At 63.9% G+C, this 25,338-nt stretch carries 24 protein-coding genes; 11 read left to right on the top strand and 13 right to left on the bottom strand.

Annotated features, from left to right (window positions below):
• Positions 1-3 precede the first annotated feature (3 nt).
• The 8 genes from B5D62_RS06575 to B5D62_RS06610 all read right to left on the bottom strand — a co-directional run bounded on the left by B5D62_RS06575 (position 4) and on the right by B5D62_RS06610 (position 8,584).
• Positions 4-2,001, bottom strand: a complete 1,998-nt coding sequence (locus tag B5D62_RS06575; protein ID WP_085932968.1) for a DUF4139 domain-containing protein — start codon at positions 1,999-2,001, stop codon at positions 4-6.
• Positions 2,002-2,075: 74 nt separating this feature from the next.
• Positions 2,076-2,483 (bottom strand): iron-sulfur cluster assembly scaffold protein, encoded by a 408-nt coding sequence (locus B5D62_RS06580; protein WP_085932969.1) that lies wholly within the window; start codon positions 2,481-2,483, stop codon positions 2,076-2,078.
• Positions 2,480-3,700, bottom strand: coding sequence for an aminotransferase class V-fold PLP-dependent enzyme (locus B5D62_RS06585; protein WP_085932970.1), 1,221 nt, complete (start codon positions 3,698-3,700; stop codon positions 2,480-2,482). Before B5D62_RS06585 ends, B5D62_RS06580 begins: the two co-directional genes overlap by 4 nt.
• Positions 3,697-5,349 (bottom strand): NTP transferase domain-containing protein, encoded by a 1,653-nt coding sequence (locus tag B5D62_RS06590; protein ID WP_085932971.1) that lies wholly within the window; start codon positions 5,347-5,349, stop codon positions 3,697-3,699. The genes B5D62_RS06585 and B5D62_RS06590 overlap by 4 nt, the downstream gene beginning before the upstream one ends.
• The gene (locus B5D62_RS06595) at positions 5,346-6,074 is read right to left on the bottom strand and encodes an XdhC family protein (protein ID WP_085932972.1); all 729 of its coding nucleotides are present in this window, start codon (positions 6,072-6,074) and stop codon (positions 5,346-5,348) included. Before B5D62_RS06595 ends, B5D62_RS06590 begins: the two co-directional genes overlap by 4 nt.
• A 4-nt stretch (positions 6,075-6,078) precedes the next feature.
• Positions 6,079-6,399, bottom strand: a complete 321-nt coding sequence (locus tag B5D62_RS06600) for an XdhC family protein (RefSeq protein WP_085932973.1) — start codon at positions 6,397-6,399, stop codon at positions 6,079-6,081.
• Between the two features lie 3 nt (positions 6,400-6,402).
• Entirely contained in the window at positions 6,403-7,662 is a 1,260-nt protein-coding gene (locus tag B5D62_RS06605) for a vWA domain-containing protein (protein WP_085932974.1), read from the bottom strand.
• Positions 7,663-7,672: 10 nt separating this feature from the next.
• Entirely contained in the window at positions 7,673-8,584 is a 912-nt protein-coding gene (locus tag B5D62_RS06610; protein WP_231714728.1) for an AAA family ATPase, read from the bottom strand.
• Positions 8,585-8,694: 110 nt separating this feature from the next.
• Here B5D62_RS06610 and B5D62_RS06615 point away from each other — a divergent pair, with 110 nt between their 5' ends.
• Together B5D62_RS06615 and B5D62_RS06620 are read left to right on the top strand one after the other, a co-directional pair.
• Positions 8,695-9,438: an SDR family NAD(P)-dependent oxidoreductase gene (locus B5D62_RS06615; protein WP_085932976.1), complete on the top strand. Its 744-nt coding sequence runs from the start codon at positions 8,695-8,697 to the stop codon at positions 9,436-9,438.
• Positions 9,438-10,847 (top strand): amidase, encoded by a 1,410-nt coding sequence (locus B5D62_RS06620; protein ID WP_085932977.1) that lies wholly within the window; start codon positions 9,438-9,440, stop codon positions 10,845-10,847. Before B5D62_RS06615 ends, B5D62_RS06620 begins: the two co-directional genes overlap by 1 nt.
• Positions 10,848-10,907: 60 nt before the next feature.
• Here B5D62_RS06620 and prpB read toward each other — a convergent pair whose 3' ends face one another.
• Genes prpB through B5D62_RS06640 form a run of 4 tightly spaced genes read right to left on the bottom strand, consistent with a single transcriptional unit; the run spans position 10,908 to position 13,766 of the window.
• The gene (gene prpB / locus B5D62_RS06625; RefSeq protein ID WP_085932978.1) at positions 10,908-11,828 is read right to left on the bottom strand and encodes a methylisocitrate lyase; all 921 of its coding nucleotides are present in this window, start codon (positions 11,826-11,828) and stop codon (positions 10,908-10,910) included.
• Between the two features lie 16 nt (positions 11,829-11,844).
• Positions 11,845-12,735, bottom strand: coding sequence for a DMT family transporter (locus tag B5D62_RS06630; protein ID WP_085932979.1), 891 nt, complete (start codon positions 12,733-12,735; stop codon positions 11,845-11,847).
• 3 nt (positions 12,736-12,738) lie between these two features.
• The gene (locus tag B5D62_RS06635; protein ID WP_085932980.1) at positions 12,739-13,395 is read right to left on the bottom strand and encodes a DUF1007 family protein; all 657 of its coding nucleotides are present in this window, start codon (positions 13,393-13,395) and stop codon (positions 12,739-12,741) included.
• On the bottom strand, positions 13,392-13,766 hold the full coding sequence (locus tag B5D62_RS06640; protein WP_085932981.1) for an acyl-CoA thioesterase: 375 nt from the start codon (positions 13,764-13,766) through the stop codon (positions 13,392-13,394). The genes B5D62_RS06635 and B5D62_RS06640 overlap by 4 nt, the downstream gene beginning before the upstream one ends.
• Positions 13,767-13,873: 107 nt before the next feature.
• On the opposite strand from B5D62_RS06640, the gene parE reads away from it, so the two are divergent.
• From parE to B5D62_RS06660, 4 genes are all read left to right on the top strand, one after another.
• On the top strand, positions 13,874-15,892 hold the full coding sequence (parE, locus tag B5D62_RS06645; protein WP_085932982.1) for a DNA topoisomerase IV subunit B: 2,019 nt from the start codon (positions 13,874-13,876) through the stop codon (positions 15,890-15,892).
• A gap of 99 nt (positions 15,893-15,991) precedes the next feature.
• Complete coding sequence (locus B5D62_RS06650) at positions 15,992-16,561, top strand: hypothetical protein (protein ID WP_085932983.1); 570 nt, start codon at positions 15,992-15,994, stop codon at positions 16,559-16,561.
• Positions 16,562-16,597: 36 nt separating this feature from the next.
• Complete coding sequence (locus B5D62_RS06655) at positions 16,598-17,641, top strand: quinone-dependent dihydroorotate dehydrogenase (protein ID WP_085932984.1); 1,044 nt, start codon at positions 16,598-16,600, stop codon at positions 17,639-17,641.
• A gap of 9 nt (positions 17,642-17,650) precedes the next feature.
• Positions 17,651-18,262 carry a LysE family translocator gene (locus B5D62_RS06660; protein WP_085932985.1) on the top strand — a complete coding sequence of 204 codons (612 nt, stop codon included), beginning with the start codon at positions 17,651-17,653 and terminating at the stop codon, positions 18,260-18,262.
• Between the two features lie 63 nt (positions 18,263-18,325).
• On the opposite strand, the gene ilvD is transcribed toward B5D62_RS06660, so the two are convergent.
• Positions 18,326-20,077, bottom strand: a complete 1,752-nt coding sequence (ilvD, locus tag B5D62_RS06665) for a dihydroxy-acid dehydratase (RefSeq protein WP_085932986.1) — start codon at positions 20,075-20,077, stop codon at positions 18,326-18,328.
• A 201-nt stretch (positions 20,078-20,278) separates the two neighbouring features.
• On the opposite strand from ilvD, the gene B5D62_RS06670 reads away from it, so the two are divergent.
• From B5D62_RS06670 to B5D62_RS06690, 5 genes are all read left to right on the top strand, one after another.
• Positions 20,279-21,184 (top strand): DMT family transporter, encoded by a 906-nt coding sequence (locus tag B5D62_RS06670; protein ID WP_170920807.1) that lies wholly within the window; start codon positions 20,279-20,281, stop codon positions 21,182-21,184.
• Positions 21,184-22,365, top strand: a complete 1,182-nt coding sequence (locus B5D62_RS06675; protein ID WP_085932988.1) for a CaiB/BaiF CoA transferase family protein — start codon at positions 21,184-21,186, stop codon at positions 22,363-22,365. The genes B5D62_RS06670 and B5D62_RS06675 overlap by 1 nt, the downstream gene beginning before the upstream one ends.
• The gene (locus B5D62_RS06680; RefSeq protein WP_085932989.1) at positions 22,362-23,906 is read left to right on the top strand and encodes an acetyl-CoA acetyltransferase; all 1,545 of its coding nucleotides are present in this window, start codon (positions 22,362-22,364) and stop codon (positions 23,904-23,906) included. Before B5D62_RS06675 ends, B5D62_RS06680 begins: the two co-directional genes overlap by 4 nt.
• A gap of 126 nt (positions 23,907-24,032) precedes the next feature.
• Positions 24,033-24,326, top strand: coding sequence for a hypothetical protein (locus B5D62_RS06685; RefSeq protein WP_085932990.1), 294 nt, complete (start codon positions 24,033-24,035; stop codon positions 24,324-24,326).
• Positions 24,327-24,482: 156 nt separating this feature from the next.
• The gene (locus B5D62_RS06690) at positions 24,483-25,316 is read left to right on the top strand and encodes a phytanoyl-CoA dioxygenase family protein (protein WP_085932991.1); all 834 of its coding nucleotides are present in this window, start codon (positions 24,483-24,485) and stop codon (positions 25,314-25,316) included.
• Positions 25,317-25,338 lie beyond the last annotated feature (22 nt).

The following is a 25,338-nucleotide window of genomic DNA, read 5'->3' on the forward strand; positions in this document are numbered from 1 at the left end:
GGGTTAGCCGAGCTTACCGACATAGGCCCGCAACGCATCGCGGGCCGCATCGACCGCCTTCTGGGCCTCGGCTCGCTGCTTTGCCAGCCCGTCGAGGTCGTTCTCCTGCTTGTCCAGCATGCTCAAATAGCGACGCTGCAGGTCGCTGTTGGCCGGAACGCTGGCAAGATTGGCCCGGATGCGGGCCTGTTCCTGCACGAGCTGCTGCTGCTGCGCCTCGATCTGGCCCAGCGGACGTTGCGCTTCCGCAACGGCCTGTTGCAATTGCAGGATCTTCGTCAAGGCCTCGCGTGTCTTGGCATCGAAATCCTGGGCCGAGGCAAAGACCTTAATCTGGTCCGCGGCACCGTCGATCAGCCGCAAGTCTTGCTCTTGAGTCCGCTCCTGGACGACATCGAAGACCTGAGTCTGTTCACCGCCCGCGAGTTTGAACAGCAGACGGTAATTGCCCTCGCTGATTTCGACACCTTTGGCTTCGGGCTTCACCAGTGTCCAGCCGGGCAGTCGCCGCTCGGTGACGATCAGATCACGTGTTTCGCGGGCTGGCCCCCGGATACGATAGGTCGTCGTTTGTCGCCCGATCCGGGCATAGCGCAGGATGCCGTTCACGATCGATCCGCTCGCGACCCGCTCACTCTGTCCGGCCTCGCGCTCGATCGTGATCTTCTCATCGAGCGCGTAAGGCAGCAGGCGCGTTTCGCCAATTGGCATCGCCGACAGCCGGGCATCGCCGACGTAAGTGATCTCGTTGGACTTCCCGCGCTGGTAGATCGTCAGGATGCCTGGCGGGAGGCCGGTTTCGCCTTCGTTCGTGAGGCGCACAGCGGCCAGAGGATTCCGGGCCGCCGTCTCGGGCTGGTACAGCGCGATCCTTTGGCCCGTCATCTCGCGATCGAGAATGGGGATCGACAGCGTGCGCCCATTGGCGACGCTCACAGGCCGCGGGAACTTGAACGTCACCTGGGTCGCCGCTTCGTTGGCTTCGAGCTGATCGGCCGCGGCTGCCATCGCCGGAGCTGCAGTCATTGCCTTGGGCGCCTGAAGACGCATGCCCGGCACGGCCGCAGGCGGAGGCGCTGGAGCCGCCTCCGCGGCCACGCCGCCGTGATCGACACTCGGCATCAGCCGGCCCGCGACCTCGACCGGGATTTCCGGCCGGTGGGCGTAATAGGCCTCGTAGAGCGCTTGATGGAATGCCACGGGTCGCCCCGACGCCAGAGTGAGTTCGACGTCCTTCCAATCCCTCCCGCTCATGTTCTCGAGCGTTGCCCAGCCCTGCACCGCGACCCGGGGCGTTCCCGCATCCGGCGGAAGAGTAAGCCGATACGACGTCTTCCAGACCGGCACCGCGACGATATAGGCGACGCGGACGGTGCGCGTTCCTTCGCCCCGAACCGACAGATCGAGCGTGCGAGCGTCCTTGGCACGATTGGCCTGAATATCGAGCAATGCCTGTCCCAACCGGTCGCGCAGCGCCGGATCGACAAACTGCAGGTTCTCCGCGTCCTCGAGGATGAACTGCTGCAGGCCGCCATCCGTCATCAGCGTGACCCGCGTACGCTTGGCAGCGGGCCTGTTGTCGGCGCCAGGAACGTTGTCCTCATCGACGGCCACGATCCTGCCGGTGATCACGCGGCTGCCACGGACGGAAATCTCCGTCCCCTTCAATGCGCTCAACAACGCCGCCGGACTATCCAAGGCGGCCTGATCGAACGGGAGATCCTTGAAAAGCTGCTTGAGCGGATCGCGACCGGGAAGGCTCAGCCCGCCGACATTGCCCTTGTCGTCATAGACGACGAGGCTCTTGAGAACGTCATCCACCTGATCGAGCGGCACGGTAAGTTTGAGCTTCGCTTCGCCATCGACGGACGCTTCGTACTCGAAATATCCCAACCCGCCCGACGAAAGCATGACCCTCTTGAGGATGAGGTCCTGGGCCGATGCAAAAGTGGGCAGCGCCCAGACGCCGACCAGGGCGATGACGGTCAGCAAGTGTCGCATGCACTCTCCCCATTCCGATGCACGTCAAAGCTGCCCGGCAACTATGACACAACGGCGGCAGGCCGACGGAAACTTCAGGAAAGGGCGTCCTTGAGCGCCTCGAACGGCAGCAGCACGCATTCCTGTCGCGACTTGTGCTCGCGGACAGGCTCGAAGGCCGAGAACGGTTCGTGAGCCTCCCCGCTTTCCCGCCCTAGGGCCCGTTCGGCATCGTGCCGGAGAACAGCGACCCCGGCGGCATCGCGTCCCACAGCGACCGATGCCAGGGCTGATGCCGAGGCCTGACATAGCAGACACCCCCGGACCTGATGCGCGATCTCCTTGATCTTCCCGTGCTCGTCGAGCGTCACGTCGACCGTGACGCGATCTCCACACAGCGGATTGTCGCGACGCACGGATTTGGTTGGAGCAGCGAGCTTGCCGGCGCCGATCTTGGCCTTGGCCAAGGCGACAATGCGTTCCTGATACAGCTGGTCGCTCATCGCAATGTCTTCGCCGCGTGCTCGACGCCGGTCAGCATCGCATCGATGTCGCCGCTGTCGTTATACGGAGCGATGGAAACGCGGGTTGTCCCGGCAAGGTCGAAATGATCCATCAAGGGCTGCGCGCAATGATGCCCCGCCCTGACAGCCACGCCGAACGAGTCGAGCACCTGCGCCACGTCGTGCGTATGGACCCCGTCCAGCGAGAACGACACGACCGGATAGCGATCCTGCAAGCTCTGTGGCCCCAATAGGCGCGTGCCGCTGATCTTCTGCAGCCCGTCCATGGCTCGCTGGGTAAGCGCCATCTCATGAGCATGGACAGCCGTCCAATCCAGGCCGCGCATCCATTTGCAGGCCGCGCCAAGGCCGATTGCGGGACCGATTGGCGGTGTTCCGGCCTCGAACCGACGCGGCGGTGGCGCCCACGTCGTCTCCGCGAAAGTCACACGGCCGATCATGGATCCGCCGCCATGGAACGGCGGCATCGCCTCCAGGAGGTCGCGCTTGGCCCACAGGATTCCTACGCCGTTCGGTCCATAGACCTTGTGACCTGCGAAGACGTAGAAATCGACGCCGAGCGACTCGAGATCGAGAGGACCGTGAGGGGCGCGCTGGGCTCCATCCAGCATCACCTTGGCGCCGATACTGTGGGCGGCCTCCACCACCTGCTTCACATCCAGCGCCGCGCCGGTCACGTTGGAAACGTGAGCCAGAGATATCAGCTTCGTGCGCGGCGTCAGCTTTCGCGGCAAGGCCGACAGATCGATCCGCCCCTCTTCCGTCACCGGCAGGACATCGAGTTCGATACCGCTGCGGGAGCGCAGCAGCTGCCAGGGAACGATGTTCGAATGGTGCTCCAGCTCCGACAGCAGGATGCGATCACCAGGCGCCAGCAGCGAGCCGTAGGAGTAGGCGACAAGATTGATGGCCGCCGTACAGCCGCCCGTGAAGACGATCTCGTTTGGTTCGACGCCGAGGAAGGTTGCCACTTCTGCCCGGGCATTTTCATAGGCCTCGGTCGCGCGCTCGGCCAGGACATGGACACCCCGGACCACATTGGCCCGTGACGTGGTCTCGTAGTGGCGTACCGCGTCGAGGACGGTCAGGGGCGTTTGGGCCGAAGCGCCATTGTCGAGATAATGCAGCGGATGTCCGTTGACGGCCTGCGCCAGGATCGGAAACTGTGCCCGAAGGATTCCGAGATCGAAACTCATGCCTCGCTCCGCGCCCTCCAGGTCGCCAGCGCCTCCGGCGTATCGATATCCGTGACGGCCGCCTCTCCGGTCATCTCGACCTCGCAGACCAGATCGGCATGTTCACCGATCAGGTGCTTGGCCCCGCTATCGCCGGCCAGATTGGCCATTTCCGCAAAGAACCGCCGATCCCACAGGACAGGATTGCCGCGCTTGCCGCCGACGGTCGGAACGCAGATCGAGCGGCCTTCCACCGGACTGAACGCAGCAATCAGACGATCGAGCAACGGCGCATTCACGCCCGGCATGTCCCCGAGTTGAACCACGGCCGCATCGATTTCCTTGCCGAGACTGCCGATGCCGGTGCGAACCGAAGTGCTGAGCCCGGACGCAAAATCCGGGTTGGTGACAAAGCGGATCTTCGATCCTGCAGGCGCTGCCTGCTCGATTACGGCCTTCACCTCGGCCGCCATATGGCCAAGCACGACAACCACTTCGGTCGCCTGCGATGCAAGCGCGGCCGTGACAGCATGCACGACCAACGGCATACCCTTGGCATCGGCGAGAAGCTTGTTGGGACCACCCATGCGGGTCGACCGACCGGCTGCCAGCAGGATTATCGCCACGCGCGGGGCCTGCTGCGGTCCGCCTTCCTCATGATCGCCTTCGCCACGCGGCTGTGGACGCGTGGAGATTTCCGCCAGCAGTCCGCCCGCCCCCATGCGCACGATCTCGGCCCTGCCGACTGCCAATCCTGCGGCGAGGCGCTCGAGAACCATGTCGAAACCATTGTACTTCGGAGACTTGGCGCAGCCCGGCAATCCCAACACGGGCTTGCCATCCAGCTCGCCGGTCAGGAGCAAGTTGCCCGGATCAACGGGCATGCCGAAGTGCGTGACCTTGCCGCCGGCCTGCTCGATGCCCGACGGCACGACGTCGTGTCGATCGACGATGGCCGATGCGCCCGCCACCAGAAACAGGTCGCAGCCTCGCGCCTTGAGATCGTTCAGAGCTGTCGCAATAGCGACGGCATCGTGCGCGCAACGGCGCTCGCCGACGAGGCTGCTGCCCAGCGCTGTCAGCCGCTTGCCGGTCGTGCCGACAGCCTTATCCAGCACCTTTTCCCGTGTGCCCGGGAGTTGGGTCTGCACCAGGCCCACGCGCATGGCTCGAAACGGCGCGACCGAGACCAGGGGCCGGTTGGCAGCTTTCGCGACATCGACCGCCCGCGCAACAGCCGAGCGCGGCGCGCCGTACGGAATGATCTTGACGGTCGCCACCATCTGACGAGGCGTCACGCGCGTAAAAGCCGGCAAAGTCGCTACTGTCACCGACTCGTCGAGTTCGTTCAACGCATCGATCCGCTCGGCATCGATGACCGCCAATCCGGCTTCGCGAGCGAAGTGGTTGCACCGTCCCGTGAAGGGCGCGGTGACTTCTATGCCCTCCCCGGCCAAGGCCTTGGCTACGGTCGCTGCAGCCTCGTCTTCGTGAATGTCGTCGTCATCGAGGCGGGCGGCCACGACGCTGGCTACACCCGCCGCTTTCAGCTTCGCCACGTCGTCCGGCGACAGCATGCGACCTTTGGCAAAATTGATCCCGTTCGCGCGCCAGCTATGCGCCAGGATGGCGCCGTTGGCCTCATCGATCGGGGTCTCGCCGAACTTCACGCCGCCGCTGCCTTTGGGGCGGCAAGCGCCTCCAGCCGGCGCGCCCGCACCTCGATGATTTGTCCGAGGATCGATACGGCGATCTCCGCCGGTGACTTCGCGCCGATATTGAGGCCGACCGGCCCGTGGATACGCGCGAACTGATCCTCAGAAATTCCAACCTCGGCAAGCCGGTCCTTGCGCTTGGCATGGGTTCGCTTGCTGCCCAGGGCGCCAATGTAGAAGACATCTGACTTCAGCGCGGCCTCGAGTGCCGGATCGTCGAGTTTCGGATCGTGCGTCAGGGTTACGACCGCCGTCGAAACGTCGAGTCCTATCTTCTCGAAGGCTTCGTCGGCCCATTCCTGCAGGACCTTCACCCCCGGGAAACGGGCATCTGTCGCGAACGCCCGCCGTGGATCGATGACGGTCACGTCGAAGTCCAGAAGCGAAGCCATCGGTGCCAGGGATTGAGCGATATGGACGGCGCCCACGATGATCAGCCGGGCCGGCGGCACATAGACGTTCAGGAAGATCTTCTGGCCACCGAGTTCGACGGTGTCGCTGCGTCCAATGGCGATGGCCCGCCGCGCCGCTGTCACCACTGCCGTGTCGGCCGAGAGCTCGCCCACCGCGCGGTCCAGATAGATCAGGGCCTCCGCCGCATCCTCGAGCCGAGTCGCCAGAACCACAGCCTGGCGCTTGCTTCGGGCTTCCTGGAGTGCCGCTAGCGTTTCGCTTTTCATCGGATCAGTTCACCTTCTCGACGAACACCTGCACCTTGCCGCCGCAGGCGAGACCGACGTCCCACGCCTGCTCGTCCGTGACGCCAAAATCGAGCAGCCGCGGTTTGCCGTCGGCGATCGATGCCAGCGCCTCCTTGACCACGGCGCCCTCGATGCAACCGCCCGATACGGAGCCGACCATGGCACCGCTATCGTCGACGCCAAGCTGGCTGCCGACAGGACGCGGGGACGATCCCCACGTAGTGATAACCGTGGCAATGGCAACGCCTTTGCCCGCTGCCTTCCATTTGCCGACCTGATCCAGGACTTCCAGCGCATCGCTCATCGTCTACTCCTTGCGCAATTCGGTCTGCCAACCGGCGAGCCGCTTGTCCGCAGCGTGAGGCCTTGCATCCAGTGCCGCGATCAATCCGCCCAGGCTTTCCAGATTATGCACCGGCCGGAATTCGTCGACGAACGGCAACATCGCCTTGTTGCCTTGGGATTTGGGCTCGTAACCGCCATATCTCAAGAGCGGGTTGAGCCAGATCAGGCGGCTACACGACTTCTGGAGACGCTCCATCTCCTCGCCCAGCCCGGCGGCACCCTCGCGATCGAGGCCATCGGTGATCAACAATACCACGGCGCCCTGCCCCAGGACGCGTCGGGACCAGCGATTGTTGAATTCGTGTAGGGCCTGGCCGATCCGCGTCCCACCGGACCAATCCTCCACCTGGGCCGAGGCCTTTTGCAGGGCGATGTCGACGTCACGATTGCGCAGCGCGCGGGTCACATTGTTCAGCCGCGTCCCGAAGGTGAAGCAGAATACCCGGTCGCGGTCGTTGGTGATGGCGTGCATGAAATGCAGGAACATGCGCGTATAGCGCGCCATCGACCCCGAGATGTCGCAAAGGATGACCAACGGCGGCGGTCGAAGACGGGGCTGCCGCCTGCGCAATTCGATCAGCCCTTCGGGGCGCAGGGCACGGCGCAGCGATCCTCGAAAATCCACTCGCGGGCCGCGCCGCGCAGGTCGGTAGCGACGGGTACGCCGCTCTGGAACCGGCAGCCGCAGGCGGGAAATGGCACGAAGCGCTTCGTCGATCTCGGCCTGGCTCATCTGCTCGAAATCGCGATGCTGCAGGACTTCCCGGTCCGAAACGGTAAATGTCGCTTCGACTTCGACCTTCGGCGGCTCGTTGTCCTCTTGCGGAGCCTCTCCCTGGCCCGGCTGCAGCGCCTCCTGAAGTCGCCGGCTCAATTGCTTGCGATTATCCTGGTCGGACGGGACGCCGATCTGCGGCAGCAGCATCTCCATCATCTTCTCGAGAAGACGTGGGTTGCGCCAATAGACATGAAACGCCTGATCGAAGATCTCTCGTTGATCGCGCCGGTTCACGAACACCGAATGAAGCGTCCAGTAAAAGTCGTCCCGCTTGGTCAGACCGGCCGCCTCGACAGCCTCGATGGCGCGCAATACCTGACCAGGTCCTACCCGAAGGCCGGCCGAGCGAAGGGTCCGCGCGAAGTGCACGATGTTGGTGGCGAGCTTGTCCCCGGCTGGACGATCGCCACGTCCCGGCGCCGCAGCAGGTGGCAGCGCATCCATTCGTGCCCCCTCAGCCCAACGGCTGGGCGGCGATGTCGGCCTTGACCTTGCGCAGAATCTCGGCCGCTTCCGAGCCCTGCAGACGCTGGATGTCGTCCTGATACTTCAACAGCACGCCGAGCGTGTCGTTGATGGTCTTGGGATCGAGATCGAGAGCATTCAACTCCGAGAGAGCCGTTGCCCAGTCGATCGACTCGGCGACGCCCGGCGACTTGAAGAGATCGAGCTTGCGCAGTTCCTGGACAAAGCCGACGACTTGCCGGGACAGGCGTTCACTTGCTCCCGGTGCCTTGACCCTGAGAATCTCAAGTTCGCGCCTGAGGTCCGGATAATCCACCCAGTGATAGAAGCAGCGCCGCTTCAAGGCGTCGTGGATTTCGCGCGTCCGGTTGGATGTGATGATGACGATCGGCGTTTGCGCCGCCTTGACCGTGCCGAGTTCCGGAATGGTGACCTGGAAGTCGGACAACACTTCCAGCAGATAGGCCTCGAACGGCTCATCCGTGCGATCGAGTTCGTCGATCAACAGGATCGGAGCGCCCTCCGCATGCGGCCGCAGGGCATCGAGCAGTGGCCGCCGGATGAGGAAACGTTCGTTGAAGATGTCCGATTCGAGCTCGCTGCGGTCGTGCACGCCCTGGGCTTCCGCGAGCCTGATCTCGATCATCTGGCGCGAGTAATTCCACTCGTACACCGCAGACGACACATCGAGACCTTCGTAGCACTGAAGTCGGATAAGCGGTCGTTTCAGCGTACTCGCCAGCACTTTGGCGATCTCGGTCTTGCCGACGCCCGCCTCGCCCTCGCAGAACAACGGACGCCCGAGCTTGAGCGCAAGGTAGAGAACGGTAGCAAGACTTCGGTCGGCGATGTAATCGCCGGCTTTCAAAAGCTCGATAGTGGCGTCAATCGACGCCGGCATGGGCGACGGCATAGGACTCCTGGGACGCTTTGGCGGCTAAGTGTAGCGGATGAGCGGACAGGCCGGTATGGTTGGAAACGGCCGCTAATTCAAGCATTTGGGAGGTAACCATGACAGACGGGCTGTTCAAGGGGCGTGCGGCGGTTGTCACCGGCGGCGCGCGTGGCATCGGTCTGGCCTGCGCCGCCAGGATCGCTGCGGGCGGCGGGCGGGTGGCCTTATGGGACCGTGATCTGGCTCGTGCCCAGCAATCGGCCAAGGAGCTTGGAGACGCGATCGCCGTCGAAGTCGATGTGACCAGCGAAGAGTCGATCAATAACGCCCTTGCCGTTACCGAACGGGAACTGGCCTCGCCCGATATCCTCGTTGCCAGTGCCGGCATCACCGGACCGAATACGACGGTCATCCAATATCCGGTCGATGCCTGGCGCCAGGTGATCGACATCAATCTCACCGGCGTGTTCCTGTGCAACCGCGCCTTGGCATCCGGCATGGCGCAACGAGGCTGGGGCCGTATCGTCAACATCGCCTCGGTCGCGGGCAAGGAAGGCAATCCCAATGCCTCAGCCTATTCCGCCTCGAAGGCCGGCGTGATCGGCCTGACCAAATCACTCGGCAAGGAACTTGCTACTTCGGGCGTGCTGGTGAACTGCGTGGCACCGGCGGTTGTGAAGACGGAGTTGTTCAGCCAGATGACCGAGCAGCATATTCAATACATGCTTTCCAAGATCCCGATGAACCGTTTCGGCGAAGTGGGCGAGGTTGCCGAGATGGTAGCCTGGCTCGCCTCGCCACTTTGCACCTTTGCCACGGGTGCGACCTTCGATCTGTCTGGCGGGCGGGCGACCTACTGATGTCTGCGTTACACGCTCTCACCCTGACCGAACTTGCCGCCGGCCTTTCCGCCAAGCGGTTTTCCTCGCGTGAACTCGTCGATGCCCTGCTGGCGCGTATCGCCAAAGCCGATGCGAAGCTGCATGCCTTTACCGAGGTCTATGCCAAGGAAGCCCGGGCACTTGCCGAGGCCGCAGATACAGCTCGGTCGTCGGGATTCCCCCTTGGATCGCTGCACGGTTTGCCGATCGCCTACAAGGATCTTTGCGACATTGCCGGCCGAATCGGCACCGGCGGTTCGAAGATGTACGAGGCGCGGAAGGCGACCGAAACATCGAACACGGTCGAGCGCCTGACGGCCGCCGGCATGATACCGCTCGGCAAGCTCCACATGGTGGAATTCGCGTTCGGCGGCTGGGGCACCAACCCTCTCATGGGAGCACCCTGGAATCCGTGGGACCTGCAGACCCACCGAGTCCCCGGCGGTTCATCGAGCGGCACGGGCGTTGCTGTCGCGGCGCGACTGGTGCCGGCCGGAATCGGCAGCGATACCGGCGGTTCGGTCCGTATTCCGTCAGCCTTCAACGGCCTCGTCGGTCTCAAGGTCACCTATGGCCGCATCGGACTATCGGGCACCATGTTGCTGAGTTGGACACTCGATTCGATCGGCCCGATGGCGCGGTCGGTCGAGGATTGCGCCCTCCTCCTCAACGCTCTTGCCGCCCCGGATGCACGCGATCCGATGACGCTGGGCCAGCCGTTGGAGGATTTCACTCTCGCCACCAGGCCGGCCTCGATCGAGGGCATGCGACTGGCGTTGCCCGATTCACGCCAGCTTCCGGAATTCATGCATCCGCATGTCGCCCAGGCGTGGCAGACAGCAGCCCGCACCTTCGAGGGCCTGGGGGCGACCGTCGAGGCGGTGAAGCTGCCGGACTGGTATTTCGATCTCTCGCGGCCGGCCGGAACGATCATCGCCTCCGAGGCCTTCTCGCTTCATCGCGGCTATATCGAGGACTCGACCAAGGCGATCGGTTCGGGAGTGCGTGGACGCGCTTTGGCGGCCAAGCAACTGGCGCCGGGCGCCTACGCCGAGGAAATTCGCGCCATGGCCGACCGGCGGCGAAGCTTTGCCGACTGGTTCCGAAGCTACGACGCGATCCTCATGCCGACTGTGGCCGTGCCAGCAATCCCTCTGGCAGATGTCGACGAGGCCTCGCCCATTCCCGGCTATCTGACCCGGCCGGCCAACTACCTGGGCCTGTGCAGCCTGGCGATGCCTTCAGGCCAGTCCGACGGCTTGCCTCTTGGCATCCAGATCGTCGGCAAGCCCTTTGCCGAGCGAGATGTCCTCCGCCTCGGCAAAGCCTTCCAGGACGCGACGGATTTCCATCGACGGGCACCAAACCTGTCAGCCCTCGGTATCTGATCCGATCGGCTTGCTGGCCATCTATAGCTGCCGGGCTTGAGCAACGAGGCCCGGCAGAGTTTAGCGCTGCGGCATCCCTTGGGGCACGACGGTCGCCACGATCGAGGCATCCAGCGCCTCGTATTCATGATAGTCGATCGTCTCGTAGAGCTCGGCGCGCGTCTGCATCTGATCGAGCATGTTCTGGGTTCCACCGTCGCGTCGTAGCGCGGCGTAGAGTTTCGCTTGGGCCTTGTTGGCGACGCGAAAGGCCGACACCGGCCATATCACCATCTTGTAGCCCATCGCCTCGAACTCGCTTGCCGTGAAGAACGGCGTGCGACCAAATTCGGTCATGTTGGCGAGCAGGTTCACGCCCGGCATCGCCTTGGCGAAGGCCCTGAACATCTCGGCGTTGGTAAGCGCTTCGGGAAAGATCGCATCGGCGCCGGCGTCGAGATAGCGCCGCGCCCGGGCAACGGCACCGTCGATGCCCTCGCTCGCCGCGGCGTCTGTGCGCGCGACGACGATAAGATCGCGTCGTGCCTTGCGGGCCGCTGCGACCTTGGCTGCCATGTCTGCGGGGTCGGCAAGCTTCTTGTCGTTGAGATGCCCGCACTTCTTGGGAAGAAGCTGGTCCTCGATATGGACGGCCGCCGCACCTGCTTCCTCGAAGGCCCTGACCATGTGCATCACATTCAGCGCTTCGCCGTAACCGGTGTCGCCGTCGACCAGCAATGGCAGGCCGCCCGCCCTCGCCACCTGGCGGATGAAAAAGCAGACTTCGTCGACAGTAATGACACCGAGATCCGGCAAGCCCATCGACGCCGACATCGCGGCACCTGAAAGGTAGAGCGCCTCGAACCCGGCCTGCCTGGCCTGTAGCGCCGCGAGTCCGTTATGCGTCCCCGGCATTTGCAGGATTCCGGGACGCTGGAGCAACGCGCGGAAGCGCGCTCCGGCCGGCGCCTGGGGCAGATCGGCGGCAACGAGATAAGGCATCGTTCCTCCTTTACGGTCAGGTCTTGGGTTTGGCGCGACTGCGCAACCCGACCATCAAGCCGGCGGCGATGATCACCGCGCTGCCGATCCAGGTGTACAGGTCGGGAATCTCGTCGAACAGCATATAGCCCACGATGACCGATCCGATCATCTGAGTGTAATTGAACGGCGCGATGAAGTTCGCCGGCGCATAGGTCATGGCCCGCGCCACGCAATAGTGCCCGATTCCGCCGAACAGGCCGAGCGATGACAGGAGCAGCGCATCCTTCAGATTGTCGGGCGTTCGCCAGACGAACGGGACCACCAGGCTCATCACGATCGTGCTGCCAAAGGCGCTGTAGAACACCGTGGTCGATGGATGATCGAGCCCGGCCACACGACGAATGAAGATCTGATAGATCGCGTAGGCAATGGCGCTGGCGACGATCATCAGCGACGCCCACTGGAAGACCGAACTGCCGGGCCGAATGACGATGAGAACGCCGGTGAAGCCCACGGCGACGGCCGCCAGGCGCATCGCCGTGATCCGTTCGCCCAGCAGCGGCCAGGCCAGGAATACGACCGCCAGTGGCGCGATGAAAGAAATGGCGATCGCCTCGGCCACGCCGACATACTTTACGGCGCCGAAGAAGAAGAACGTCGAAGCCAGCAAGGTCATCGAGCAGATGAACTGGGAGATGGGCTGCCGGGTCCGGAACAGCGCCCACCCGCGGCGAGGAAGGAAGATCAGCACGATCAGGACCAGATGCGAAACGACCCTGGCCCAGACCACTTCCTCGAAGTGATAACTTGCGCTGAGAAGCTTCACCAATCCATTCATGATCGGGAACAGCGCGCAGGCAATGCCCATGAACAGGATACCTAGCCACGGGCGATGGACCCGGGCCGGCGCAGCAGAAGCGGTCATCTGCTAGGGAAGCTTACAAGAGACCGTGTCGGCGAAGACCGGCTGGCCCGGGATGAATTCCGACTTGTAGCTCGGATGTTTCCCGAGCTTGCAATCCTGGGGCAGCTTGCCCTTGCCGACATCGACGCGGATGAAATCCTCCGGGTCGTATGTCGTTATCGTGAATGCTTTCACCGGCTGGGGAAGTGCGAGACGGATCGTATAGACTAGGTTTCGCGGCTTCTGCGGCGGCACCTTCTGCGCTTCCGGCTTGGAGGTCGCGGTATCCTTGTCTCCCGCCGTCCGATCCCACTCCGCTGGCGCGAAGGTCGCGGGATCCTCGATGCGGGCGTCGAACAGCTCTTCCTTCTTCGGCTGGAAGTCCTTCCCCCCGACGTTGAGCCACGTCATGAAGCCGCTCTTTTCCAGGGCCTGGAGCGTGTCATCGGCGAGACGCTTCACCTCGTCCGGAGAAAACCGTCCGTCCTTGTTCTCGTCGATGACGGCAATCTCGTTTTCGCTCGAGGTCGGATCGAATCGCCATTCGATCTCCACGGCGGTGAATTTTCCGTCGGTGACGATCGGCTTCACCCGCTGCAGCATCCAGATGTGCGGATGGGCCGAGGCGGCCATCGGCAGAAGCAGCGCGATCACCGCGAGGAGAAGTGTCCTGAGTGTCATTGCGGCACCGGACGCGGCCGGCCGTCGTCGTCAATGGCCACGAAGACGAAGGTGCCGTGCGTGACCTGGATTTCCGCGGCATCGTGACGGCGCTGGACCATGGTTTCGAGGTCGATGGTGATCGAGGTTCGGCCGATCTTGGCGACTTTACCGTAGATCGACACCATGTCGCCCACCTTGATCGGCTGCACGAAAGTCATCGCGGCAATCGCCACCGTGGCCACCCGCCCCTTGGCGACCCGGGCCGCCAGGGCCCCTCCGGCCACGTCCATCTGCGACAGCACCCAGCCGCCGAAAATATCACCATTGCCGTTCATATCCGCCGGCTGCGGCACGGTCCTGACGATTGGATCGCGCGGGCTTTCGGGCATTTTGGTCCTGCCGGATGTTGTTGCTTTCCGGCCGGTTTCCTACCATATCGATGACGGCGCGGTCACCGGCGATCCCCTCGCGCGACCGCAGAATGACAAGAAGCAGCATGGCGAAAAACGGCGACCTGTTCGAACGATCGGGCAGCGGCAAGCGTGCCGCAGGCAAGGACACGTCCTACACGGCACGTGACATCGAGGTGCTGGAGGGGCTGGAGCCTGTCCGCAAGCGCCCCGGCATGTACATCGGCGGCACCGATGAACGGGCCATGCATCATCTTGTCGCCGAGGTACTCGACAATGCCATGGACGAGGCCGTGGCGGGCCACGCCGACACGATCCACCTCGAGGTGCTGGCAGGCAACAAGGTCACAATCCGCGACAACGGCCGCGGCATGCCCGTCGACCCGCATCCCAAGTTCAAGAACAAGTCTGCCCTGGAGGTGATCCTCACGACCCTGCACTCCGGCGGCAAGTTCAACAGCAAGGTCTACGCGACCTCGGGCGGTCTGCACGGCGTCGGCGCCTCGGTCGTGAATGCGCTGTCCGACGAACTCGTCGTCGAGGTGGCGCGCGACCGGCAGTCCTGGGTCCAGACCTTCTCTCGCGGCAAACCGACTTCGAAGCTGAAGTCCGCCGGGCCCGCTCCCAACCGGCGCGGTACGACGGTCACCTTCCGTCCCGATCCGGAGATCTTCGGCAAGATCCAGTTCCAGCCCGAACGCCTCTACCGGATGGCGCGCTCGAAGGCCTATTTGTTCCGCGGCGTCGAGATCCGTTGGCGCTGTGACAAGAGCCTGCTACCCAAGGACGGATCGATTCCCGAAGAGGAATCGTTCCACTTCGAAGGCGGTCTCAAGGACTACTTGATCTCCGAGATCGGCCAGCGGCCGACGGTCGTGCCGCAGCCATTCGCCGGCGAGGCCAAGAGCGAGAGCAACGGCACGGCTGGTGGCAAGGTCGAATGGGCCGTGTGGTGGCCCAATGACGAGGAAGGCTTCGTCCGCTCCTACTGCAACACCGTGCCGACCTCGGACGGCGGCACGCACGAATCGGGTTTCCGCAGCGCCCTCGTGCGCGGCCTCAAGCGCTATGCCGAGCTCACCGGCAACCGCAAGGGCTCGACAATCACCGCCGACGATGTGATGGACGGCGCCGCCGCCCTGGTCTCGGTCTTCATCGAGCAGCCGCAGTTCCAGGGTCAAACCAAGGAGAAGCTGGTCAGCGTCGAGGCCACCAAGCTGGTGGAAACGATCATCGGCGACAATTTCGAGCACTGGCTGGTCGGCGACAAGGAAGCGGGCAATGTCCTGCTCGAGCACGTCATAGCCAAGGCCGAGGAACGGCTGCGCCGTCGGCAGGATCGCGAACAGCAGCGCAAGACCGCGACCCGCAAGCTCCGCCTGCCCGGCAAGCTGGCCGACTGCAGCAATACGGCGGCCGACGGCACCGAGATTTTCCTGGTCGAGGGCGATTCGGCCGGCGGCTCGGCCAAAGCCGCCCGCAATCGCGAAACCCAGGCCATCCTGCCTTTGCGCGGCAAGATCCTGAACGTGGCCAGCGCCAGCGCCGACAAGCTGCGCGAGAACCAGGAAGTCCAGGATCTGATCCAGGCGCTGGGCTGCGGTACCGGTGCCAACTACAACGAGGAAAGGCTGCGCTACGAGAGGGTCATCATCATGACCGACGCCGACGTCGACGGCGCCCACATCGCCTCTCTCCTGATGACGTTCTTCTACCGCGAGATGCCCAAGCTGATCGAGAACGGCCATCTGTTCCTGGCCCAGCCGCCACTGTTCCGCCTCAGCAAGGGCGGCCGCACGGAATATGCGCGGGATGAAGCTCATAAGGACGAGCTGGTCCGTGATGTTTTCGGTGGCGGAAAGATCGAGATCACGCGTTTCAAGGGCTTGGGCGAGATGCAGTCCGTCCATCTGCGCGAGACCACGATGGATGTCACCAAGCGAACGCTTCTCAAGATCGACGTGCCGACGGCTGCGGATGTGGACCAGCGCCGGGAGGAAATGCAGACGCGGACGCTGGTCGAGAACCTGATGGGGCGCAAGCCCGAGAAGCGCTATGCCTTCATTCAGGAAAATGCCAAATTTGCTCGCGATCTTGATGTGTAGCGGCTTACGGCCGGCTTACATGCCACGCGCGAAATCGTGACGTGATGACCGAGCCGGGCGAGCCTAGTGTTTGTACCGGTTCCACGGAAGGACGTTCCGATGCGCGCGATCAAGAAAGTTGCCGCCGCCATTGCTCTGGCGCTGGGTTTTCCCGTCGTTGCCAGTGCCGCAATCCTGGGCGGTTCCCAATATGCCATCCAGTACGACTACCGCGACTTCTTCGCGGCGACGGACAACAAGACCTTCCGTGTCGTGCTGCTGGGCAATCCCTATCCCAATATGGAGATGAGCGAGGTTGCCCGGCGCCTCCTGCCGGTCATGCAGCTGAACAAGCCGCCGCCGAACCTCACCTTCACCTACGACGTTCCGGTCGAGCCGCCGCATCCGGATTATCGCCTCGTGCTGGTGTTCAACCCGGCCAACGATCTGGGGTCGGGGGCCGTCTGCAATGGCGCCAGCCGCTTCCAGCCGGCGGTGCCGGGCAAGATCTACGTCTATGCCGTCTACTGCCGCAACGATCTCGCCCTGTCGGAGGTCACCGGCCGAGTGGCGTCCTCGGCGCCCGACGACCAGGGAATGAACGACCTGATGAAGGACCTGTTCAACGTCGTGTTCGACCGCTCCCCCTATCTCATGCGGCAGCACGGTCACGGCAGCTTCGGCGGGTGAAGCGCTCCACAGGACATCTCTGCTAACCAGACGGCCATGGCCGTCTGGTACGCTTTCGCCGATCTGTTCCTCTCCCGCCTCGATGCCGAGACCGCGCACGGCATTGGCATTGCCGGTCTGAAATCCGGTCTCCTGCCGGCGGACCGTCGTCCGGACCCGCCAAGCCTGGCCTTGGATCTATGGGGACGCCGGCTCGGCAATCCGGTCGGCCTGGCGGCGGGCTTCGACAAGAATGCCGAAGTCCCCGACGCGGCGTTGGCGATGGGGTTCGGCCTGGTCGAGATCGGCAGCGTGACGCCCAGGCCGCAGGCGGGCAATCCTCGGCCTCGGGTCTTCCGGCTTCGCGAGGACCGTGGCGTCATCAATCGCATGGGCTTTCCGGGCGAAGGGCTCGATGCGGTCCTGGCCCGCCTGCGCGAGCGCAAACGCCAAGGCTTCGTCGGCGTCAATGTCGGCGCCAACAAGGACAGTGCGGATCGTGCCGCGGACTATGTGGCCTGTAGCCGAGCCCTCGCCCCTTATGCCGATTATCTGGTCTGCAACGTCTCCTCGCCCAATACACCCGGCCTACGCAATCTCCAGGGGCGATCCCAACTCGCGGACCTGCTCAAGCGCGTCCAGGATGCGATCACCGGCAGCGCCGTTCCGCTTCTGGTGAAGATCGCCCCGGATGCGACGGACGACGACCTCGACGACATCGTCAGTGTCTGCCGCGACCTGCGCATGGACGGAATCATTGTCGGCAATACCACACTGTCGCGGCCCGCTTCCCTGACCTCGAGCCGACGTGAAGAGACTGGAGGACTTTCCGGCGCCCCCCTCCTGGCCCTGTCGACCGACGTCCTGCGCCGCACCGCACGGCGCGTAGAGCGCCAGTTTCCCTTGATCGGGTGCGGCGGCATTGGCTCGGGCGCCGACGCCTATGCCAAGATCCGCGCCGGCGCGACCCTGGTCCAACTCTACTCGGCTCTGGTCTACGAGGGCCCGCCGCTGGTGCGGCGGATCAAGGATGAACTGGCGGGTCTGCTCGCCCGCGATGGCTTCGCCTCGGTGGCCCAGGCCGTGGGGGCCGATCTCTAGGGAGGACGAATGAGTGCCGACTTTCTGATTACGACCCTGATCGTCGTCATCTCGCCTGGGACTGGCGTTCTCTACACGCTGGCGGCCGGTCTATCGCGCGGTCCGAAGTCGAGCATCGTCGCGGCTTTCGGCTGCACATTGGGGATCCTGCCGCACATGGCGGCGGCGATCCTGGGTCTGGCGGCGTTGTTGCATACGAGCGCGCTGGCCTTCCAGACCCTGAAATACCTCGGCGTCGCCTATCTGCTCTACATGGCCTGGATGACGCTCCAGGAACACGGGGCGCTCAAGGTCGAGAACGACGTCAAGGCGCGGTCCAGCCTGCAGGTGATTGTCGAGGCAGTCCTGCTGAACCTCCTCAATCCCAAACTCTCGATCTTCTTCTTCGCCTTCCTGCCGCAGTTCGTGCAGGCGGACGAGCTGCATCCGCTGCCGCACATGCTCCTGCTCAGCAGCATCTTCATGCTGCTGACATTCGTCGTCTTCGTTGGCTATGGGCTGTTCGCTTCAGCGATCCGGCGCCATGTCGTTTCCCGTCCTCGCATCCTCACCTGGATGCGGCGGAGCTTTGCTGCCGCCTTTGTCGCCCTTGGCGCCAAGCTCGCCCTGGCCGAGCGTTAGCCGGTCGATCGCGCGGAACGCGCCGCAAGGGCGCGCCCGCTGCAAGCCGGGATCGGGCCGATCTCAGATATCGGCGAAGACGTGGCTTTCCTTCTTGGCGCCGGGATGCGTGACCGCACCCGTGACGGCCGGACCGACGAGTTCGGCGTATTTCCAGAGCGCGCCCGACGTGTAGCCGTTCTTGCGCGGCTTCCAGGCCTTGCGTCGCTTGGCAAGCTCGCGCTCCGAAAGATCGACCGACAGCCGACCCTTGACCGCGTCGATGGTGATCATGTCGCCGTTCTTCAGCAGCCCGATCGGTCCGCCGACCTGCGCTTCGGGGCCGACATGACCGACACAGAAGCCACGCGTACCACCGGAGAAGCGGCCGTCGGTGATGAGGGCCACCTTCTCACCGACGCCGAGACCATAGAGCGCCGCCGTGGTCGACAGCATCTCCCGCATGCCCGGGCCGCCCTTGGGGCCCTCGTAGCGGATGACGATCACCTCGCCTTCCTTGAACTTGCCCTTCACCACCGCATCGAAGGCCGCTTCTTCGGAATCGAAGCAGCGGGCCGGGCCGGTGAAGACGAGGCGCTGCATGCCGGCCACCTTCACGATGGCACCATCGGGAGCCAGGTTGCCCTTGAGGCCGACCACGCCGCCGGTCGGGGTGATGCAGTCCTTGACGCGGTAAATGACGTCCTGGTCCTTGGGGAACTTCACGGACTTGTGGTTCTCAGCCAGCGTCTTGCCGGTGACCGTGAGCGCGTCGCCATGCAGCAGGCCAGCGTCGAGCAGTTCCTTGATGACGACGGGGATGCCGCCGACCTGGAACAGGTCCAGCGCCACATACTTTCCGCCCGGCTTCAGGTCGGCGATGTACGGCGTCCGCTTGAAGATCTTGGCCACATCGTGCAGGTCGAACTTGATACCGCATTCATGGGCCATGGCCGGGAGATGCAGGGCCGCGTTGGTCGAGCCGCCCGTGGCGGCAACGACGGTGGCGGCGTTCTCGAACGCCTCCCGGGTGGCGATATCGCGCGGACGGATCCCCAGCCGCAGGAGGTTCATGGCCGCCTCGCCCGAGGCTTCGGCATATTGGTCGCGGGTCTCGTAGGGCGCGGGTGCGCCGGCCGAGCCCGGCAGCGCGAGGCCGATCGCCTCGGAGACGCAGGCCATGGTGTTGGCCGTGAACTGGCCACCGCAGGAGCCCGCCGACGGACACGCCGCGCATTCGAGCTCGTGCAGGTCGCCGTCCGAGAATTTGCCGGCGGCATGCATGCCCACGCCCTCGAAGACGTCGACCACGGTGACGTCCTTGCCCCGGAACTTGCCGGGCAGGATCGAGCCGCCATACATGAAGACCGATGGCACGTTGAGACGCAGCATCGCCATCATCATGCCCGGCAGCGACTTGTCGCAGCCGGCGAGCGTGACCATGGCGTCATAGCAATGGCCGCGCATCGTCAACTCGACCGAGTCGGCAATGAGATCGCGGCTGGCCAGCGAGGACTTCATGCCCTGATGCCCCATGGCGATGCCATCGGTCACAGTGATGGTCGTGAACTCGCGCGGCGTTCCGCCGCCGCGATCGACGCCAACCTTCACGGCCTGGGCCTGGCGGTTCAGGGCGATGTTGCAGGGCGCGGCCTCGTTCCAGCAGGTCGCAACGCCCACGATGGGCTGGTTGATCTGCTTCTCGTTGAGGCCCATGGCATAGAGGTAGGAGCGATGGGGCGCCCGTTCCGGGCCGACCGTGGTGTAGCGGCTCGGCAGCTTCGACTTGTCCAGTGTCGGGTTGGGATGCAGCTTGGGTTGCTTCTTCTTGGCCATCGCGCGCGGGTCTCCGCCCCTATCGAGTGAAAGTCGGCCGGACATTACTCGGGCTCGCCCTTGATTCCTAGGCTCAATGGGTCGCCGGCTTCCGCTGCAGTCGGCAGTCCCGAGGACCTTCCGAAGCCTGCATCGCGGAAAACTGGACGGGAGACGACCGCAAAAACAGCCCATACACTGCGCCCGCAACAAGGGGGAAACGTGCCGCTCTGGATATCGATCACCATTGCCGCTGCGCTGTTCCAGAACATCCGCACGACGATGCAGCAGAAGATCCGCCATGTGTTGAGTGTCGATGGCGCGAACTTCGTCCGGTATCTCTATGGCGCACCGCTCGCCCTCGGCATGCTGGCCTTCCTGGTGTTCGGAACCGGCCGCGAGGTCCCCGCTCTTTCCGCCACCTTTTTCGGCCTGGTGACGCTCGCCGGCGTGGCGCAGATCGTCGCGACCTCGCTGATGATCCACTCTTTTTCGCTGCGCAACTACGCCGTCGGCACGGTCTATTCCAAGACGGAGACCCTGTTCGTCGCGCTTTATGCCACCTTCATTGCCTCCGAACCCCTCAAATTCGGCGCCTGGATCGGCATCCTGGTGTGCCTGTGCGGCGTGGCAATCCTGTCGGTGCGCGGCTCGTTCGCGAACATCCGTTCGGTGTTGGCCGACCTCACCCACAAGGGCGCCGTCTACGGCATCCTTTCCGGCCTGTTCTTCGCCATCGCCGCCGGCACGATCCGCGAAGCCTCCAAGCACGAATACAGCGGCGACTTCATGGTGCGCGGCATCACGGTGCTGGCCTGCATGAACACGATCCAGATCGTGATCATGGCGGTTTACCTTTCCATCCGTGACCGGCCCCAGCTCGGCAAGGTCTGGGTCAACTGGCGATCGTCGATCTGGGTCGGGATCTTCAGCGTCCTCGGCTCGGCCGGCTGGGCCCTCGCCATGACCCTGGAGAACGCCGCCCTGGTGCGCGCGGTCGGCCAGATCGAGCTCGTCTTCACCTTCATCGCCTCACACCTCGTCCTCAAGGAACGTCCCTCGGTCGGCGAATGGATCGGCAGCGCGCTGGTCGTGGGCGGTGTCGTCCTCATCCTCATTGTCCGGTGATGCCAATGACCGACCAAATGCCTCGACCTCTGACCGGCCTGCGCGTTCTCGATTTTTCGACCACGATCGCCGGGCCACATTGCGGCCGCCTGTTGGCCGATATGGGCGCCGACGTCATCAAGATCGAATCGCCCGAAGGCGACCTGATGCGCAGCCGGCCGGTGCAACGCAAGGGTGCCGGTACGATGTATGGCCAGCTCAATGCGGGTAAGCGTTCCATCGTGCTCGACCTCAAGCGGCCGGAAGCGATCGACGCCGTTAAAAAATTGGTGAAGGACGTCGACATCGTCCTCGAGAATTACCGTCCCGGTGTGATGAAGCGGCTGGGCCTCGATTATCCGGAACTGGCCCGGATCAATCCGCGGCTCATTTACGGCGCCATATCCGGCTACGGCCAAACCGGCCCTGGTGCTGGCCGGCCGGCCTATGCGCCGGTGATCCATGCGGCAACGGGTTACGACATGGCCCATCTCGGCTATCAGCAAGGCCGCGAGCGCCCCGACAATTGCGGCATCTTCGTCGCCGATTATGCCAGCGGTGCCTATGCGCTCGGCGCCATCCTGGCAGCACTGCATCAACGCCACGTCACCGGCAGAGGCCAGATGGTGGATGTGTCGATGTTCGAATCTCTGGTCGGCATGTTGCTGGGAGAGGTGAACCGCGCGCAGTTCGATTACGAGATGCCGGCACGGCCGATGTATGGCCCGATCGAAGCCAAGGATGGTTATGTGATGCTGGCCACGGCCAGCGAGCGGACATTCCAGGACATGGCCACCGCCGCCGGCCGCCGCGACTGGCTGACTGATCCCCGTTTCGAGAAGTATGCCGACCGCCGCATGAACTGGGGCCTGCTGATCGACGAACTGGAGGAATGGTCCAAGACGCTGTCCGTGAGGGAGGTCGTGGCCGCCCTCGAGAAGCACGGCGTCCCCTGCTCACCCTATGTCACCGTGACCGAGGCGCTGCAGGACCCGCAGGTCACTCATCGCGGATCGCTGTGCACGATCGAAGACAGCGCCGGCGCTTTCAAGTCTCCCGCACCGCCCTTTCGCTTCTCCGCTTCACCGCTGCAGAGCGGGCCGAGGGTCGCAAGTCTTGGCGAGCATACGGAGAGCGTTCTGCGCGAAGCCGGATTCAGTCCTGCCGAGATCACCGCCCTGACGACCGGGGCAACGAAATGATCGATCCACGCACTCCGATTCTCGTCGGTGGCGGACAGATCACCGATACGACGGGCACGCCTTCGAGTGAGCGCTCGCGCGTGGCCTTTTGTGCCGAAGCGGTGCGCGCCGCTCTGGCTGACGCGAACCCGTCGATCGGCGCCGACGCACTGGGCCGCAAGGTCGAGGCCCTCGCGGTCATGGAGTTCTTCAGCGACATCAGCCCGCGCTTCGCCTCGCCGTTCGGACGATCGAGCAATCCGCCGAAAAGCGTCGCCAACCGGTTGGGCGCAGATCCGCGGCAATTGCTGTACAGCCATTCCGGCGGGAACATGCCGCAATATCTCGTCAACCGATTCGCCGAGGAGATCGCCAGGGGCGAGACGGACGTGGCCGTGATCTGCGGGGCCGAGTTGCTGCGAAGCACCCAGAACGCGCGGAAGGCCGGCCTCGACATCGACTGGAACGAGGCCCCCGGCGGCGAGCCGAAACGTATCGGCGACAACCGCTTCGGCTTCAGTGCCGAGGAAGCCCGCCACGACCTGCGCGCTGCCATTCATTTCTATCCGCTTCTGGAGAACGCCATACGCGCGGGACTGAAGCGCGACGTGTCGACCCATCTGACGGCGATGGGAAAGCTGTTTGCGCGACTTGCGGCCGTCGCCAAGGACAATCCGCTTGCGACACGCCGCAAGGGTTACAGTGCCGACACCCTTTCGACCATCTCCGACGACAATCGCTGGATCTGCTTTCCCTATCCCCGGCTGATGAATGCCAACGCCATGATCGACCAGGCCGCGGCGGTCCTGATGACATCGGTCGGGAAGGCGCGCGAATGGGGCATCCCGCAGGAGAAGTGGGTATACTTGCACGGTTGCGCCGATGGCACCGATACCTGGGTCGTATCGGAACGCGATCGTCTCGATGCCTCGCCAGCCATTCGCGGCTGTGCCCGCATTGCGCTCGACATGGCCGGCAAGAAGCTCTCGGACGTTGCCGCCTTCGATCTCTATAGCTGCTTTCCCTCAGCGGTCGAGGTCGCCATGAAGGAGATCGGTATCGACGACGACGATCCACGGCCGATCAGCGTCACGGGCGGCCTCCCCTTCTTCGGCGGGCCGGGCAACAATTACGTCACGCACTCGATCGCCGAAATGATGAATGTCGTGCGCCGAAAGCCGGGGGCATTCGGCATGGTGACGGCGAACGGGATGTACCTCACCAAGCATTCGGCCGGCCTCTACTCCACTGTCCCGGTCGAAGGTCCATGGCGACGGCAAGATCCGAAGATATTCCAGGGAGAACTGGATCAGGCCCCGAAGCAGCATGTCGACACAACGCCAAGGGGCGCCGCGGTGATCGAGACCTATTGCGTCACTTACGGCAAGGACGCCCCGGAACGCGGTTACATATTCGGCCGCCTCGACCGCACCAATGAACGCTTCGTGGCGATGGCTCCTGACGATCCGGGCGTGCTGGCGGACATGGTCGCACATGAGCAACTGGGGCGGCCTGTGATCGTTGCGGAAGAGAATGGACGGAACGTCTTTCGTTCCGCATAGGAATCGTTGTCAGCCTGCTGACAGCAAGCCGGCGATCTTGTGCTTGAAAAGCGATGTTTGGCGAACCCGGCAACTAGAGCCTGCCGAGCGCGTTGGCGCGCAAGAAGGTTTCAGCAGGAGGACACGATGAAACGCTTGCTTCTTTGCACTGCGGCATTGATCGGAATGGCGGGCGTGGCCCAGGCCCAAACCATGGGGACCTCGATGGGGGCCTCCTCGATGGGTTCGAGCGTCGGCCCCAATTACCAGCAGCAGGCCTACGGCAGCGACACTATGGAGCGCGGGCCGTGCGGGCATTCGGTGGCCATCACCGACGAGTACGGCTTCAAGTACGACAGCATGGGCGACCGGCTGAACGGCCAGGGTTGCGTGATCGCTCCGCCTGTCACGCCTCCAGGCGCTCGGGCGATCCAGCGATAAGGTCCCCCGATAGGGAAAGGCGTGAGGTCTGCCGGCGGCCTTTGCGGGCCGGCCGGCCGGCCGACGCTGAATTTCGAATATCGAGCGCCGGCGGCGTTGGCGCTTTACGAAGTGTCGCACCCCGATCAAGCTTCCTCGAAAGGAACGGGAGGAAGCATGGCGAACATGCTAAGTGCGGCGCAAGCGGCCGAATTCGAGAGCAAGGGCTTCACCTATGCGCGAGGGCTGTTCGCGCCGGATGAGGTGAAGCTGCTGACCGAGGCCATGGAGAAGGATCCGGCCGTTCGCAGTGCCATCCTCGATCGCCGCGACAGCGAAGGCCGGTCCACCCGCATCGCACTCTGGAACCGTGCTGGCGACAGCGTTTACGGGCTGGCCGCGCGATGCGCCCGGATGGTCGATACGACCGAGGCTTTGCTGGGCGGTCCGGTCTATCACTTTCAGTCCAAGCTGACGGCCAAGGAACCGGAGGTCGGCGGGGCTTGGGAATGGCACCAGGATTATGGCTACTGGTATTACAACGGTTGCCTCCGACCGGACATGCTGTCGGTCATGATCGCGCTGGACAGGACGACCCGCGAGAACGGGTGCCTGCAGATCGCGACCGGCTCGCACAAGCTTGGCCGCATCGACCACACGCCCCTTTCGCCGACTCAGAACGAAGTCGATCCCAGCCGTATGCCGTACATTCTCGAGCGGTGCCCGATCGAATACGGTGAGCTCGAGCCCGGCGACGCCTTGATCTTCCACTGCAATGCCATCCATCGCTCGGATGCCAATCGCTCCGCCAAGCGGCGCTGGACCCTGCTGGTCTGTTACAACCGCACCGACAACGACACGGTCTTCAAGACCGACGACCGCTATTTCGTGCCGCTCGACAAGGTCGACGACGGTGCGATCCGGGAGGCTGGACTGCGCTTTGCGCGCGGCGATAACGAGGAGCACTTCACATCCCGGCCCTACGTTCCCGATCTCCGCAAGGCGTCCTGAACCGCCGACCGCCGTAAGCGAC

The organism is Enhydrobacter aerosaccus (assembly GCF_900167455.1).
Lineage (GTDB): Bacteria > Pseudomonadota > Alphaproteobacteria > Reyranellales > Reyranellaceae > Reyranella > Reyranella aerosaccus.

What these genes read in the sequence shown, in the direction of transcription:
- B5D62_RS06610 (WP_231714728.1), bottom strand. Translation starts at nt 8,584, where the DNA reads ATGCCGGCGTCGATTGACGCCACTATCGAGCTTTTGAAAGCCGGCGAT.
- B5D62_RS06640 (WP_085932981.1), bottom strand. Translation starts at nt 13,766, where the DNA reads ATGCCCGAAAGCCCGCGCGATCCAATCGTCAGGACCGTGCCGCAGCCG.
- B5D62_RS06575 (WP_085932968.1), bottom strand. Translation starts at nt 2,001, where the DNA reads ATGCGACACTTGCTGACCGTCATCGCCCTGGTCGGCGTCTGGGCGCTG.
- B5D62_RS06635 (WP_085932980.1), bottom strand. Translation starts at nt 13,395, where the DNA reads ATGACACTCAGGACACTTCTCCTCGCGGTGATCGCGCTGCTTCTGCCG.
- prpB (WP_085932978.1), bottom strand. Translation starts at nt 11,828, where the DNA reads ATGCCTTATCTCGTTGCCGCCGATCTGCCCCAGGCGCCGGCCGGAGCG.
- B5D62_RS06585 (WP_085932970.1), bottom strand. Translation starts at nt 3,700, where the DNA reads ATGAGTTTCGATCTCGGAATCCTTCGGGCACAGTTTCCGATCCTGGCG.
- B5D62_RS06620 (WP_085932977.1), top strand. Translation starts at nt 9,438, where the DNA reads ATGTCTGCGTTACACGCTCTCACCCTGACCGAACTTGCCGCCGGCCTT.
- B5D62_RS06595 (WP_085932972.1), bottom strand. Translation starts at nt 6,074, where the DNA reads ATGAAAAGCGAAACGCTAGCGGCACTCCAGGAAGCCCGAAGCAAGCGC.
- B5D62_RS06675 (WP_085932988.1), top strand. Translation starts at nt 21,184, where the DNA reads ATGCCAATGACCGACCAAATGCCTCGACCTCTGACCGGCCTGCGCGTT.
- B5D62_RS06680 (WP_085932989.1), top strand. Translation starts at nt 22,362, where the DNA reads ATGATCGATCCACGCACTCCGATTCTCGTCGGTGGCGGACAGATCACC.
- B5D62_RS06605 (WP_085932974.1), bottom strand. Translation starts at nt 7,662, where the DNA reads ATGGATGCGCTGCCACCTGCTGCGGCGCCGGGACGTGGCGATCGTCCA.
- B5D62_RS06630 (WP_085932979.1), bottom strand. Translation starts at nt 12,735, where the DNA reads ATGACCGCTTCTGCTGCGCCGGCCCGGGTCCATCGCCCGTGGCTAGGT.
- B5D62_RS06615 (WP_085932976.1), top strand. Translation starts at nt 8,695, where the DNA reads ATGACAGACGGGCTGTTCAAGGGGCGTGCGGCGGTTGTCACCGGCGGC.
- B5D62_RS06685 (WP_085932990.1), top strand. Translation starts at nt 24,033, where the DNA reads ATGAAACGCTTGCTTCTTTGCACTGCGGCATTGATCGGAATGGCGGGC.
- B5D62_RS06600 (WP_085932973.1), bottom strand. Translation starts at nt 6,399, where the DNA reads ATGAGCGATGCGCTGGAAGTCCTGGATCAGGTCGGCAAATGGAAGGCA.
- ilvD (WP_085932986.1), bottom strand. Translation starts at nt 20,077, where the DNA reads ATGGCCAAGAAGAAGCAACCCAAGCTGCATCCCAACCCGACACTGGAC.
- B5D62_RS06655 (WP_085932984.1), top strand. Translation starts at nt 16,598, where the DNA reads ATGGCCGTCTGGTACGCTTTCGCCGATCTGTTCCTCTCCCGCCTCGAT.
- parE (WP_085932982.1), top strand. Translation starts at nt 13,874, where the DNA reads ATGGCGAAAAACGGCGACCTGTTCGAACGATCGGGCAGCGGCAAGCGT.
- B5D62_RS06650 (WP_085932983.1), top strand. Translation starts at nt 15,992, where the DNA reads ATGCGCGCGATCAAGAAAGTTGCCGCCGCCATTGCTCTGGCGCTGGGT.
- B5D62_RS06660 (WP_085932985.1), top strand. Translation starts at nt 17,651, where the DNA reads ATGAGTGCCGACTTTCTGATTACGACCCTGATCGTCGTCATCTCGCCT.
- B5D62_RS06690 (WP_085932991.1), top strand. Translation starts at nt 24,483, where the DNA reads ATGGCGAACATGCTAAGTGCGGCGCAAGCGGCCGAATTCGAGAGCAAG.
- B5D62_RS06580 (WP_085932969.1), bottom strand. Translation starts at nt 2,483, where the DNA reads ATGAGCGACCAGCTGTATCAGGAACGCATTGTCGCCTTGGCCAAGGCC.